Annotated in this window: 10 protein-coding genes; 4 read left to right on the top strand and 6 right to left on the bottom strand. The window is 56.8% G+C overall.

The genetic code is table 11. The features are described from left to right. Positions 1–234 precede the first annotated feature (234 nt). From mrdA to NQ495_RS04610, 4 genes are read left to right on the top strand one after another with little or no spacing between them, the layout of a single operon-like run. On the top strand, positions 235–2031 hold the full coding sequence (mrdA, locus tag NQ495_RS04625) for a penicillin-binding protein 2 (RefSeq protein ID WP_232208910.1): 1797 nt from the start codon (positions 235–237) through the stop codon (positions 2029–2031). Further along, positions 2021–3454, top strand: coding sequence for a rod shape-determining protein RodA (rodA, locus tag NQ495_RS04620; protein ID WP_009134123.1), 1434 nt, complete (start codon positions 2021–2023; stop codon positions 3452–3454). Before mrdA ends, rodA begins: the two co-directional genes overlap by 11 nt. 4 nt (positions 3455–3458) lie before the next feature. Next, positions 3459–6029 (top strand): calcium-translocating P-type ATPase, PMCA-type, encoded by a 2571-nt coding sequence (locus tag NQ495_RS04615; RefSeq protein WP_009134124.1) that lies wholly within the window; start codon positions 3459–3461, stop codon positions 6027–6029. A 45-nt stretch (positions 6030–6074) separates the two neighbouring features. Continuing rightward, the gene (locus NQ495_RS04610; protein ID WP_009134125.1) at positions 6075–6581 is read left to right on the top strand and encodes a GNAT family N-acetyltransferase; all 507 of its coding nucleotides are present in this window, start codon (positions 6075–6077) and stop codon (positions 6579–6581) included. A 194-nt stretch (positions 6582–6775) separates the two neighbouring features. On the opposite strand, the gene NQ495_RS04605 is transcribed toward NQ495_RS04610, so the two are convergent. The 6 genes from NQ495_RS04605 to cls all read right to left on the bottom strand — a co-directional run bounded on the left by NQ495_RS04605 (position 6776) and on the right by cls (position 13936). Next, entirely contained in the window at positions 6776–7807 is a 1032-nt protein-coding gene (locus NQ495_RS04605; RefSeq protein ID WP_009134126.1) for a diacylglycerol/lipid kinase family protein, read from the bottom strand. An 18-nt stretch (positions 7808–7825) separates the two neighbouring features. Next, complete coding sequence (locus NQ495_RS04600) at positions 7826–9286, bottom strand: aminoacyl-histidine dipeptidase (RefSeq protein WP_009134127.1); 1461 nt, start codon at positions 9284–9286, stop codon at positions 7826–7828. 222 nt (positions 9287–9508) lie between these two features. Further along, a complete protein-coding gene (locus NQ495_RS04595) occupies positions 9509–10462 on the bottom strand; it encodes a phosphoribosylaminoimidazolesuccinocarboxamide synthase (RefSeq protein ID WP_009134129.1) in 954 nt (317 codons plus the stop codon). A 13-nt stretch (positions 10463–10475) separates the two neighbouring features. Further along, a complete protein-coding gene (locus NQ495_RS04590; RefSeq protein WP_009134130.1) occupies positions 10476–11468 on the bottom strand; it encodes a PhoH family protein in 993 nt (330 codons plus the stop codon). A gap of 21 nt (positions 11469–11489) precedes the next feature. Next, positions 11490–12137 carry a porin family protein gene (locus NQ495_RS04585; protein WP_009134131.1) on the bottom strand — a complete coding sequence of 216 codons (648 nt, stop codon included), beginning with the start codon at positions 12135–12137 and terminating at the stop codon, positions 11490–11492. 323 nt (positions 12138–12460) lie between these two features. Then, positions 12461–13936, bottom strand: coding sequence for a cardiolipin synthase (cls, locus tag NQ495_RS04580; protein ID WP_009134132.1), 1476 nt, complete (start codon positions 13934–13936; stop codon positions 12461–12463). Between the last annotated feature and the right edge of the window lie 28 nt (positions 13937–13964).

The raw sequence follows: 13964 nt of genomic DNA, 5'->3' as shown, positions 1-13964 counted from the left end.
CACCGGATGCATATGGCCGGGAGCAGGATGTATCCCGGAAGCGGGTAGCGGCGAAGAGCCTGCAGGGTCCATGCGAACAAGGTGCGTTAGCCGTAAATACCTGGAGTCGCAGGGAACGTGAAGGAGCGGGGAACAAGAGTTACGGTGTCGCGGAATTACAGGGAATAGGCGGTGTAGCGTGGAAGCAATAGGTATTTCAATCGGATCTCAGGAAAAGTGAATAGTCTGTCGCGGGTGAAAATATTGCAGTTGACCGTGGTCGGTGTCGTGCTGGTATTGCTGGTGCGGCTCTTCTATTTGCAGGTGGTCGACGACAGTTACAAAACCCGTGCGGATAATAATGCGTTGCGGTACATGGTGCAGTTCCCTCCGCGCGGCGAAGTATACGACCGTAACGGCAGGTTCCTGGTACAGAGCAAGGAGGCGTACGACCTGATGGCTACTCCGCGGGAGGTGGGCCCGTTCGATACGGCGGCGATGAGCCGTATCCTCGGTGTGCCGGTCGAACAGATACGCAAGGAATTGGACAAGGCTTCCCGTTTTTCTCGCCGCCGCGCTTCGGTGCTGTTCAAGCAATTGCCCAAAGAGGTTAAGGTGCGGCTCGACGAACGCAATTTTCCCGGATTTTTCACTGTCTACCGGACCGTCCGCTCTTATCCAACCAAGATCGCGGGAAACCTGCTGGGTTATGTCGGCGAGGTGGACGACCGCATTATCGAGCGCAATTCCTATTACCGCAGCGGCGATTACATCGGTCGCAGCGGGATAGAGCTGGCTTATGAAGATGTCCTGCGCGGGGAAAAGGGCGTAAAGATCGAGATGGTCGACGTACACGGCATTCCGCAGGGCTCGTATGCGGGCGGTATGTACGATACGCTGCCCTCACCCGGCGTGGCGATTACCTGTACGATCGACGCCCGGTTGCAGGCGCTCGCCGAAGAGCTGATGGCCGGTAAGGTGGGCAGCGTCGTGGCGATCGAACCCGAAACGGGGGAGATACTCGTCATGGCGAGCAGCCCCACGTACGATCCCGACGAACTGGTGGGACGTGAACGCGGGAACAATTACATGAAACTGTTGAACGATCGCCGCCGTCCCTTGTTCAACCGTGCCGTGATGGCGAGTTACCCGCCGGGTTCGACTTTCAAAACGGTGAACGGCCTGATCGGCCTGCAGGAGGGGGTACTCGTTCCGTCGCAGACCTATCCCTGCCACGGGGGATATCCCTACGGGCGGGGTGTGAAATGCCACAATCACTGGTCGCCGATCGACCTGATGGGAGCCGTGCAGACCTCCTGCAACGCCTATTTCTGCTATGTGTTCCGCAATATCATCGAGAACCGCAAATACGGGAACATCCAGCAGGGTTTGGATGTATGGGACGATTATGTGCGCAGTTTCGGATTCGGGCGTAAATTGGGTTCGGACTTCACCGGCGAGTTGAACGGCAATGTGCCGACCTCGTCTTTTTACGACAAGGCTTACCGTGGACGTTGGAACGGCCTGACGGTTATTTCGCTGGCGATCGGGCAGGGCGAGTTGGGTTGCACGCCGCTGCAGATGGCCAATTTCGCCGCTACCATCGCGAACCGGGGATATTACAAAATTCCCCATGTGGTCAAGCGCATTCACGACCGGGATTCGATCGACGGCCGGTTCTATGAAAAACACTATACGAAGGTCGATTCCAAACATTTCGACCCGATTGTCGAGGGCATGTACCGGGCGGTGAATGTGGACGGGGGATCGGCCCGCATGGCCCGTATCGAAGGAATCGACATTTGCGGCAAGACCGGTACCGCGCAGAATCCGCATGGCGCGGACCACAGTACTTTCATGTGTTTCGCTCCGCGCAACAATCCGAAAATCGCCGTGTCGGTCTATGTCGAAAACGGCCGCTGGGGCGGTATCGCAGCAGCGCCGATCGCGAGCCTGCTCACCGAACTCTATCTGACCGATACGGTGACCCGTCCGCAGCTGGTCGAATATGTCAAAAACCTGCAAATCAATTATCCCTACTATGGAAAATGACCTGAATCCCCGGTTGTCGGTAGGGCGCGTCGACTGGTGGTCGATCCTGATTTATGCGGCACTGGTTTTGGCGGGGTGGCTGAACATTTATGCGGCGGTATACGACGATCGCCATGCGAGTATCTTCGATCTGAGCCAACGTTACGGCATGCAGCTGGTGTGGGTCGGCGTGTCGGCCTTTATGGCGGTTTCGATCCTGCTGATCGATGCGAAATATTACCATATCCTCGCCTATCCGCTCTATTGGGGAACGATCCTGATCCTGGTCGGCGTGCTGTTTTTCGGTAAAGAGGTCAACGGGGCGAAGTCGTGGATCATGATCGGGCCGGTGGCGTTGCAGCCCACCGAGTTTGTCAAGTTTACGACCTCGCTCGCGCTCGCACGGTATATGAGCTCCTATACGTTCGATATCCACCGGCCGCACGATTTGCTGCGGGTCGGTGCGATTATCGGCCTGCCCGTACTGATCGTGATGTTGCAGAACGATACCGGATCGGCATTGGTTTACGGCTCTTTCCTGTTCATGTTCTACCGCGAGGGATTCAACCGCTGGGTCTATGTGGTGCTGATTATGGTGGTTTCACTCTTTGTCTTCTCGTTCCTGCTCGACCCGGCCGCATTGCTGATCGTGCTGTTGCTCGTGTGTGTGATCAGCGAGGGGTTGACTAACGGATACTGGCGCAGTAAACTGATCTATGTTGCGGCGCTTACGCTGTTCGTCGCTTTGCTCTATATGCTTCTTCCGATGCTGGGCGGATCGATCTCGCTGCATACCGCGATTCTGGTCGGCGTGGTGTTGTCGCTCGGGCTGGTGGCGGCATATGCCTACCGGTACAAAGTGCGCAACGTCCTGATGTTCGTGCTCTTCTTTTTCGGATCGCTCGCGTTTACCTATTCGATCGACTACGCTTTCGACAATATCCTGCAAACCCATCAGCAGAAGCGTATTCTCGATTTGTTGGGGTTGGAGTCCGACCTGAAGGGGTGGGGTTACAACGTGAACCAGTCGAAAATCGCGATCGGTTCGGGAGGCTTCTCAGGCAAGGGCTTTCTCGAGGGGACCCAAACGAAATTCAACTTCGTGCCGGAGCAAAGCACCGATTTCATTTTTTGTACGGTGGGCGAGGAGTGGGGATTCCTGGGCAGTGCTCTGGTCATCGTGCTGTTCGGCATCCTGATCCTGCGGCTGGTCCGTATGGGCGAACGGCAAATGGAGCCCTTCGGCCGGATTTATTGTTATTGCGTCGCATCGATCTTCTTTTTCCACGTACTGGTCAATATCGGCATGACTATCGGACTGATGCCGGTGATCGGCATTCCGCTGCCGTTTTTCAGTTACGGCGGCTCGTCGATGATCGCGTTTACTGTACTGCTGTTTGTGGCGATACGGCTCGATTCCGCTAAAAACGAACTTACTCTATAATCCTATGACAGACCTCCACAAAGGCCTTACGCAGGCAGAAGTGATCCGGAGCCGTGAGCAGCACGGCCGCAACCTGTTGACTCCGGCCAAGCGCAAATCGCTTTGGGCGCTTTTCTTCGAGAAATTTTCCGATCCGGTGATCCGCATTTTACTCGTTGCGGCATTCCTGTCGCTCGGGATCGGTTTCATTCACAATGAATTTGCCGAGACGATCGGAATCTTCTGTGCGATTTTCCTGGCAACGGGCGTCGCCTTTTGGTTCGAATACGATGCGATGCGCAAATTCGACCTGCTCAACAGCACGAACGACGATACGCCGGTCAAGGTTGTCCGGGACGGAGAGGTGATGGAGATTCCCAAACAGGACGTCGTGGTGGGGGATGTGGTGATTCTCCAGAGCGGAGAGGAGGTTCCCGCCGACGGACGGCTGCATGAGGCCGTGTCGCTCAAAGTCAACGAATCGACGCTGACCGGCGAGCCGATGATCGACAAGACGACCGATCCGGCCCATTTCCACCACGATGCGACCTATCCGTCGAACGAGGTGCTGCGGGGGACGACGGTGATCGAAGGTCACGGGGTGATGGTCGTAGAGAAGGTGGGGGATGCTACCGAGTTCGGCAAGGTGGCCGAACAGTCGACGGTCGAGAGTGAGGAGGAGACGCCGCTGAACCTGCAGTTGGGACGGTTGTCGAAACTGATCGGCCGTGCGGGAATCTCGCTGGCCGTGCTGACGTTCGTCGCGTTGCTGGTCAAAGGATTTCTTTTCGGAGGACTGCTGGAAGCCGACTGGATCACGATTGCCGAACGGGTGCTGCAATACTTTATGGTGGCTGTCACGCTGATCGTCGTGGCGGTTCCCGAAGGATTGCCGATGAGCGTGACGCTGTCGCTGGCGGTCAATATGCGCCGGATGCTCAAGACGAACAATCTCGTGCGCAAGATGCACGCCTGCGAAACGATGGGGGCCATTACGGTGATCTGCACGGATAAGACCGGTACGCTGACGCGCAATGAGATGCGTGTGCACGAGACGAAATTTTATCAGGAGGGGATCGACGACCTGATTCGCGAGGGGATTGCCGCGAACTCCACGGCATTCCTCGATACGCACGGCAAGGTGATCGGTAATCCGACCGAAGGAGCGTTGTTGTTGTGGCTGCGTGACCAGGGGGTCGATTATGCCGCACTGCGCGGTGGGGCCAAGGTAGTCGACCAGCTCACTTTTACGACCGAACGAAAATTTATGGCCACGCTGGTCGATTCCCCGCTCGGCGGCCGTTACCTCTATATCAAGGGTGCTCCGGAGATCGTGCTGAATCGTTGCGCTTCGTTTCCGGATAAGACGGCCGTTGAGGCGCAGTTGGCGGCCTACCAGAATATGGCGATGCGTACGCTGGGCTTTGCGTACGGCCGTTGCGACGGGGCGCAGGACTGCGGGGAGGCCCTCGAACGCTGTCCGCTCACGTTTGTCGGGATCGCCGCGATTTCCGACCCGGTGCGCGACGATGTGCCTGCGGCGGTTCACGAATGCCTTGATGCGGGTATCGGTGTGAAAATCGTGACCGGCGATACGCCTGCGACGGCTAAGGAGATCGGACGGCAGATCGGGTTGTGGACGGCCGAAGATACCGATTACAATCACATTACCGGGGCCGATTTCGCCGCTTTGAGCGATGAAGAACTGCTGGAGCGCGTACAGGCGCTGAAGATCATGTCGCGTGCCCGGCCGCTCGATAAGCAGCGCCTGGTGAGGCTGCTACAGCAGCGCGGCGAAGTGGTTGCCGTTACCGGTGACGGTACGAACGACGCTCCGGCACTCAATTTTGCGCAGGTCGGCCTGTCGATGGGTACCGGTACCTCCGTAGCCAAAGAGGCGAGCGATATCACGTTGCTCGACGATTCGTTCAGCAGTATCGCCACGGCGGTGATGTGGGGCCGTTCGCTCTACCGCAACATCCAGCGTTTCGTGCTGTTTCAGCTGACAATCAATGTTGTAGCGGTGGTAATCGTGCTGTTGGGTTCTGTCTTCGGCAGCGAATTGCCGCTGACCGTTACGCAGATGCTGTGGGTCAACCTGATTATGGATACGTTCGCCGCACTGGCGCTCGCGTCGCTGCCTCCCAGCCGTAGCGTGATGAAAGAGAAACCGCGGAAGAGCAGCGATTTTATCATCACTCCGGCGATGTCCCGTTCGATCCTCGGCACGGCCGCGCTGTTTATCGTCGTGCTGCTGGGTATGCTCTTCTGGTTCGGCGAGGCGATCACTCCGTATGAATTGTCGGCTTTCTTCACCGTCTTCGTGATGTTGCAGTTCTGGAACATGTTCAATGCGAAGGGATTCGCGTCCACCCAGCCGCTGATTTTCTCGTGGAAAGGGTGTTATGCATTTTTTGCCGTGCTGTTGCTGATCCTGGTAGGGCAGTTCATTATCGTGACCTGGGGCGGGGAGGTGTTCCGCACGGTACCGTTGACCTGGAACGACTGGCTGTTGATTATCGGTTCGACGTCGTTGGTGATGTGGGTCGGCGAAATCGCCCGCACCATCCGCTATTTCAGCCGGAAACGAGGATAAACCACAGTCAGGAAGAAATATTGACTAAACTGATACCGGATAAATATGCTCATCAGGTCGGTCGAACTTCGGGATGTCGACGCTATTACGGATATTTACAACGGGTATGTGACGGGCGGTTCGGCGACATTCGAAACCGAACCGGTCGGCACAGCGGAGATGCGTTCCCGGATCGCCGGCATCTCGGCACGCTTTCCCTATCTTGTCTGCGAGGAGGGGGGAAGAGTGGCCGGTTACTGCTATGCACACGGCTGGAAAACAAAAGCGGCTTACCGGTATACGCTCGAAACGACGGTTTACCTTTCACCGGACTATCTTGGCCGGGGAATCGGCAAGCGGTTGATGCGGGAGTTGATCGAAGCGTGCCGCCGGAACGGTTACCGGGCGTTGATAGCCTGCATTACGGCGGGAAACGAAGCCAGCATTGCGTTGCATACGGGACTCGGGTTCAAACAAGTTTCCCATTTTGAACAGGTGGGCCGAAAATTCGGGCGGTGGTTGGACGTGGTGGATTATGAATTGCTGCTGAACCCCGGTGACGGTGAATTCTGAGGACGGTAACCAGCGGATCCGGACATGCGCATGTAAGTCGTATCTTCCTGTCGAAGAATGTCTGCAGGTCGGTTTGGAGGCTCTCCTGTCCGTTTTTTGCAGAACGAGTTACGTGAAGAGTTCGATCCGGACCTGATCTTAATCCCAATCCCAATCCCAATCCCAATATGTTTGCTTAGGCCTGTTTCCGTTGTTCAGGAACGGACCGTCGGCGTATTTCCTGTTTGCAGGGACGTTTCCGTTCCGGCGGCGGAGACGGCTTGCAGGCGGGCAGCCTCTTCGCGCATGAACTTTTCGGAGACGACCACCCGTACGGCCCGGTCGATCACCTCGAACTCGAAAGGTGAGTAGCCGAGCGCTTCGCCGTCCACCTCTATGGCGATTTCGGGTGACGATTCGATGTGTATCTTACGCCCCCGGTTGAGGCTCGTCGAGTGCAGGCGGTAGATGCGGCCGTTGAACAGGACCTTGAAATTGTACAGCACCTGCAAGGGGTTCATCCGGCGGATCACCGTCAGGTCGAACAGTCCGTCGTCGGCCACGGCGTCCGGCGTTTGCAGCATGCCGCCGCCGTTGTATTTGCCGATACCGATCGTGGCACTGTATACCAGGTCGTTAACCACCAGTTGGTCGTCGACGTAAACTTTTACGCCGGTGGAGTTGTACCGCATGATCGCTTTGAGGGTACTCCACAGGTAGAGCCATTTACCCCGTTTGCCCTCTTCCTTGAGGTGGTTGTAGCGCCGGTTGACCGCTGCGTCGAATCCCACCCCCGCCACGTTGGCCATGTAGCGGGTTTGCCGGTAGGAAGACTGGTAGTAGGAGATCATTCCCACGTCCTGCAGGAACGAGTGTCCCTCGACGATCGCGCGGATCGCTTCGGAATATTTGCGCGGAATACCGAACATCCGGATCCAGTCGTTGCCGGTACCTACGGCGATTACGCTCAGCAATACGTCCTGCGTCGGCACCGCTTTCTGGATGAACAGGCCGTTGACGGCCTCGTGGATCGTGCCGTCGCCGCCTACGACGATCAGTTTGCGGAAACCGTTGTTGACCGCTTCGACTGCCAGTTCGATCGCATGGTACTTGCGCTCGGTGAAGGCATACTCCGGAACGATATGGTTGTCGCGCAGCAGTTTGCTGATTTGGGGCCAGTCCGCCAGTCCCCGGCCGCTGCCTGCGACCGGGTTGACGATGGCAAACCATTTGTCGGCGTTCTCCATCTTCCTGTGAAGTTGTGTTTAGCGCTGCGGTACGTGCGAGAGCGTATGCAACAGGTAATCCCAGAACTTGCCGACCGATGCGATTTCGGTCTTTTCATCCGGCGAGTGCGGATAGCGGATCGTAGGTCCGAACGAGATCATGTCGAGGTTCGGGTACTTGCCGCCCAGGATACCGCACTCCAGTCCGGCGTGGATCGCCATGACAGCCGGCTTGCGGCCGTAAAGCGCCTCGTAAGATTCTGTCATCGTTTTCAGGATCGGCGAATCCATATTGGGATTCCAGCCCGAGTAACCGCCGCTCGGCGTGACGACTGCCCCGGCCAGCGTGAAAACCGAAGTCATCGTCTCAGCAAGGTACTCCTTCTCGCTGTCTACCGAACTGCGAAGCAACGCCTGCATTCGTACCGTACCGTTCTCCGATACGACGCGTGCGAGGTTGGTCGAGGTTTGTACCAGCCCGGGCATCGAGGGGCTCATGCGGATCACCCCGTTGGGGCAGCCCTGTACGGCATTCAGCAACCTGTTCTGGCTTTCTGTGTCCATGACCGATGCGGGCATAGAGGTATCCCCGGCTGTGACCGTAACGCCGTCATCGACCCCTTTGAGCTCGGCGCGGATCAGCGTGTCGAACGTTTTAACCATCTCCCCGAAGGTCTGGAGTTTTTCTTGCGGGATCAGCGCCACGGCTGTCGCTTCGCGCGGGATCGCATTGCGCAACCCGCCTCCGTCGATTGATGCGAGGCGCAGGCCGAACTCTTTTTGTGCATGCAACAGAAGCCGGGCCATGATTTTATTCGCGTTGCCGCGTTCGAGGATGATCTCGATGCCTGAGTGACCTCCGAGCAGCCCTTTCACCTCGATTTTCACCGGCTTGAGCCCTGCCGGAACCGCCTCTTCCTTATAGGTGAGCGAGACGTTCAGGTCGAGTCCTCCGGCGCAGCCGACATACAATTCGCCTTCCGCCTCCGAGTCGAGGTTCAGCAGGATGTCCCCTTGCAGTACGCCGGGTTTCAGGCCGAATGCGCCGTCCATGCCGGTCTCTTCCGATGCGGTGATCAGCGCTTCGAGCGGTCCGTGCTTCAGTGTCTTCGATCCCATCACGGCGAGTATCGCTGCCAGACCCATTCCGTTGTCGGCGCCGAGGGTCGTGCCGTTGGCCGTTACCCATTCGCCGTCGATATAGGCTTCGATCGGATCTTTGGTGAAATCGAACGTTTTGTCGTTGTTTTTCTGCGGCACCATATCCATGTGCGCTTGCAGGATGATGCCCTTGCGGTCCTCCATGCCGGGAGTGGCCGGTTTGCGCATGATCACATTGCCCGCCTCGTCGGCGAAGCATTCGATCCCGAAAGAGTTGCCCTGGGCGATCAGATAGTCGCGAACGGCGGTTTCGTGGCCCGACGGACGGGGAATCGCGCACAGGGCGGCAAATTGTTTCCACACCTCATGCGGTGCGAGTGCTGCTATGTTTTTATCCATGATTATCTGGTTTTATCCGTGTCAGTAATTGTCAAAACGTCGCCTTGCGATGCGAGCCCGGAATTTGTCGGAATGCGGTTTTCGAGCGCGTCGAATCCTTTGAATGCTGATGTTCCGAAACTGCGTGCGGTCCGGGCCTGAACTCCGGTGCCGGATATTCCGAGCCGGAATGCAACGATGATCCGGTAGTCCCGGGCCCCTCTGCCGACGATCATCCGGCGGCTATTTCAGCCGGGCAAGCATGTTTTTCGTATTGTTTTCGATCCGGTCGAGGATGTCGTCGGTGTCGTCCTTGACGAATTTTTCGCCGGTTATGTGTTCGTACAGTTCGATGTAGCGGTCGCTGACGCTGGTCACGAACTCGTCGGTCATTTCGGGTACTTGTTCGCCCGGACGCCCCTGGAAGCCGTGCTCCATCAGCCATTCGCGTACGAATTCCTTCGAAAGCTGGCGCTGCGCTTCGCCTTTGTCGAAGCGCTCCTGATAGCCGTCCGCATAGAAATAACGCGAGCTGTCGGGCGTGTGGATCTCGTCCATCAGCAGGATCTCACCGTCCTTCTTGCCGAATTCGTATTTCGTGTCGACTAGGATCAGGCCCTGCTTCGCGGCGATCTCGGTACCGCGTGCGAAAAGTTCCAGTGCGTATTTTTCCAGTTTTTCGTAATCTTCTTTGCTCACTAGTCCGCTGCGAATAATCTCCTCTTTGGAGATATTCTGGTCGTGTTCGCCGATCTCGGCCTTCGTGGTCGGGGTGACGATCGGGTGCGGGAATTTCTGGTGCTCCTTCATGCCGTCGGGAATGGGCACGCCGCAGATTTCACGGGCGCCGGCCTTGTAATCGCGCCACGAACTGCCGGTGAGGTAGGCGCGTACGATCATCTCGACCGGGAAGCCTTTGCAACGGTGGCCGACGGTGACCATCGGGTCGGGCGAAGCAATCTTCCAGTTCGGACAGATGTCGGCAGTCGCGTCCAGGAATTTCGATGCGATCTGGTTCAGGACCTGTCCTTTGTAGGGGATGCCTTTGGGGAGCACTACGTCGAAGGCCGAGATCCGGTCGCTCACCACCATCACCAGGTAGTTGTCGTCGATATTGTAAACGTCGCGCACTTTGCCGACATAGAGGTCTTTCTGTCCGTCGAAATGGAAATCTGTCTTGAGGATTGCTTTTGCCATGATTGTATGTTTTTTAATTTGAACGCTCGGGGTTGTTGTCCTGTGCGAATAATTCCGGTTCGGAGGCCTTCGACTGGTTGTCGAACGCTTCGACGATGTATTTGACCAGCCTGTGGCGGATGATGTCGCGGTTGTCGAATTCGACCATGCCGATGCCGTCGATGCCTTGCAGCAGTTTCATCACGGTGCTCAGTCCCGAATCGGCTTTGCGGGCCAGGTCGATTTGGGTCAGGTCGCCCGTGACGATGAAACGCGCGCTGCGGCCCATGCGGGTGAGAAACATCTTGATTTGGGAAAGGGTGGTGTTCTGCGCCTCGTCGAGGATGACGAACGCATTGTCGAGCGTGCGCCCGCGCATAAAGGCGAGCGGCGCGATTTGCACGGTGCCCTCTTCCATGTATTTGTTGAGCTTGGCTGCCGGGATCATGTCGTCGAGCGCATCGTAAAGCGGTTGCAGGTAAGGGTCGAGCTTCTCTTTCATGTCGCCGGGCAGGAAGCCGAGCTTTTCACCCGCTTCCACGGCCGGCCGGGTGAGGATAATGCGCTTGACCTCTTTGTTTTTCAATGCGCGTACGGCCAGTGCGATGGCCGTATAGGTCTTGCCCGAACCGGCGGGGCCGACGGCGAAAAGCTGGTCGTTGTGTTCGTAAAGCTGCACCAGCTTTTGCTGGTTCACCGTGCGGGCGCGGACGATCACGCCGTTGTTGCCGAATACGATCGCATCCTTGTCGGCCGTTTCGTCGCGCTTGGGCATTCCCCCGTCGTAAACCTGGTCGATCACCTCGCCCGAAAGGTGCCCGTAGCGACCGTAATAATCGATCAGGTCGGTCAGCTTTTGCTCGAAACGGCCGATCTCCGAGGCTTCGCCCATCACCTTGACCGACGAACCGCGTGCGATGATTTTCAGCTTCGGAAATTTGGCGCTGATCTTTTCGATGTTGCTGTTGCCGGCACCGTAGAGTTCAACGGGGTCGACGCCTTCGAGCAGGATAACTTTTTCTGTCATGTAATCTTGGTGGCGCTCCGGTTAAAAGAAGTAGCCCAAGTTGAGCTGCCAGCTGTTCATTTTGGTTTTGACCGTCTCGGTGTAGTTTTTGCCGAAGGTAAAAGTCTGCACCGGTTTCTTGAATTGTCCGTCGTAACGGATATCGATATTGAACTTGCCGATTTCGACGCCGGCTCCGACTTGGAATGCGACGGCCGACTTCGTGACGCTCGAGTTGAACGATACCCCCTCTTTGCCCGATTTGTTGGATGTGTCGGTCAGCAGGTTGAACGACGGACCGGCGAATACGCGCAGGAACAGCAGTTTGATGCCGACCAGTACCGGGAGCTGTACGGTATTGACCGAGTATTTGGCCGAAACATCGCTCTCTGCCATGGTGCCGTCCGGATTCAGCAGGTCGCCCTGCAACTTGAATCGGGCCGAACTGTAAAAGATTTCCGGTTGCAGGTAGACCGGCCCCAGCGGCACCTGTGCCATGACGCCCAACTGGTAGCCGAAGTTATTGCTTTTCGAGAGTTCGTTCCAGTTCATGCCCTGCATTTTCAGCGATTGGGTCTGGATACCGGCTTTGACGCCGAAGCGGATAGGACTCAGGGCTTGGGCATCGGGTGCGGCCAGAACAGCCAGTAGTAACAGGGCCGAACCGATCAGGAGGCTCTTTTTTATCATATCGTTCAATACTTAATGGAAATTCAACGTTTCAAAGGTAGTAAAAATAGTAATAACTCGGATCATTTCATGCTGTTGCTCTTCCCGGTGCCGGATGGGGTTCCCGCCCGGCTCTTAGGTCGTTCCACACCAGTTTCGCCCTGCCTTACGCCTGTCTCGTGTCTTGATACGGTTGTACTCTTCCGCACGGCGGTATTATCCAGCGCAAAAAATACGCCGGGATGTCAAGGACTGTACTTCTGTTGGGAATAAATATCCTCTATGGTTTGGGTTGAATCGGAGCCGATACTCAGGTGACGGCAAATGTTTCCGGCCGATGGATGTTAAAGCAACGGACTGAACAACCGGGCCACGGCTTCGTAAATGTTGTGCAGGACCGGGCGCGTTTCCCAATACTCGCGCGTGACGAGCCGGCAACGCGAAAGGTCTTCGAGGAATTGTTCCTCCAGCTCTTCGGTGATGCGGCGGTCGTAGATGATGGCCGACACCTCGAAATTGTCTTCGAAACTGCGCATATCCATATTGGCCGTACCCACCGATGCGAACACTCCGTCGATCATGATCAGTTTTGAGTGGTTGAATCCCTTCCGGTAGAGGTATACTTTCACGTTTGCGTCGATCAGTTCCCCGATATACGAACGGGATGCCCAGTAGACGATTTTGGAGTCCGAACGGCTCGGGATCATGATCCGTACGTCGATACCGCTGAGGGCTGCCACTTTGATCGCCGTCAGCACTGCCTCGTTCGGGGTGAAGTAGGGCGATGATATATAGATGTGGTGCTGGGCGCGCGTGATGGCGGCGAAAAAAGCCTGCATGATAGAGGCCCAGTCCGAATCGGGGCCCGAAGTGGCGATCTGGACGAGGCATTCGTCGCGAACCGTCGTCGGGGGCAGGTATTTGGCGTGGTCGGTAAGCTGCTGTTTGCTGACGAAGTACCAGTCGGTCATAAAAACGATCTGCAGCATCCGTACCGCTTCGCCTTCGAGTTTGAGGTGCGTGTCGCGCCACGGGCCCATCTTCGTGCCGGTCAGGTAGCGCTGGGCGATGTTGATGCCGCCCGTAAAGCCGATGTGGCCGTCTACGACCAGAATTTTGCGGTGGTTGCGGTAGTTGACTTTGCTGGTCAGCCACGGGAAAACGACGCGCATAAAGCATTGCACTTCCACGCCCGCATTGCGCAGGTGTCGGATATAGCGCCTGCTCAGGCCCCAGCTGCCTACGTCGTCGTAAATCAGGCGCACTTCGACCCCTTCCCGGGCTTTCCCGATCAGGATCTCCGCGATCTCCCGGCCCAGCGGATCGTCTTCGATAATATAATATTCAAGGTGGATCGACGAACGGGCGCCGCGCAGGGCTGCTTTGATCTCGTCGAAGGTAACGGTGCCGTTGTTCAGTACGCGGATGCGGTTGTGGTTGGTCAGCAGGGCTTTGTTGCTGTTGAGCAACAGCGTGATGATGTCGCGGTTTTCGGTGATTTCGCTGCGCAGCAGCAACGCCGCGTTGTTGATCGCGTAGACCTGCTCGCGGCTCATCTCGTCGATCTGTTCCAGGTCGTGCAGCTCTTTGCGGTTGAACAGCTTCTCCTTGCGGTGGTTGCGTCCGAAAACGATATAGAGCAGGAAACCCGCGACGGGCAGCAGGATCAGCACGACGATCCACGAGAGTGCTTTGACCGGGTCGCGTTTGTCGTGAATGATTACGCCGATGGTGATGAGCACGAAAAGCACGTAGCCGAAACTAAAAATGCCTTTCAGGCTGATCAGGTCGAGGAGGGTGAGGATGACGGTTTGCTGCATTGCGGGTCGGGTGCGTTGAAAGGGTGTT

This window comes from Alistipes indistinctus YIT 12060, assembly GCF_025144995.1.
Classification (GTDB): Bacteria; Bacteroidota; Bacteroidia; order Bacteroidales; family Rikenellaceae; genus Alistipes_A; species Alistipes_A indistinctus.
Note: the sequence above shows the minus strand (reverse complement) of the source record. Positions and strands in the feature narration are given on the sequence as shown.

Bases quoted from the DNA above. Each gene is read 5' to 3' on its own strand.
- rodA (WP_009134123.1), top strand. From the start codon at position 2,021: ATGGAAAATGACCTGAATCCCCGGTTGTCGGTAGGGCGCGTCGACTGG.
- NQ495_RS04615 (WP_009134124.1), top strand. From the start codon at position 3,459: ATGACAGACCTCCACAAAGGCCTTACGCAGGCAGAAGTGATCCGGAGC.
- NQ495_RS04610 (WP_009134125.1), top strand. From the start codon at position 6,075: ATGCTCATCAGGTCGGTCGAACTTCGGGATGTCGACGCTATTACGGAT.
- NQ495_RS04605 (WP_009134126.1), bottom strand. From the start codon at position 7,807: ATGGAGAACGCCGACAAATGGTTTGCCATCGTCAACCCGGTCGCAGGC.
- NQ495_RS04600 (WP_009134127.1), bottom strand. From the start codon at position 9,286: ATGGATAAAAACATAGCAGCACTCGCACCGCATGAGGTGTGGAAACAA.
- NQ495_RS04595 (WP_009134129.1), bottom strand. From the start codon at position 10,462: ATGGCAAAAGCAATCCTCAAGACAGATTTCCATTTCGACGGACAGAAA.
- NQ495_RS04590 (WP_009134130.1), bottom strand. From the start codon at position 11,468: ATGACAGAAAAAGTTATCCTGCTCGAAGGCGTCGACCCCGTTGAACTC.
- NQ495_RS04585 (WP_009134131.1), bottom strand. From the start codon at position 12,137: ATGATAAAAAAGAGCCTCCTGATCGGTTCGGCCCTGTTACTACTGGCT.
- cls (WP_009134132.1), bottom strand. From the start codon at position 13,936: ATGCAGCAAACCGTCATCCTCACCCTCCTCGACCTGATCAGCCTGAAA.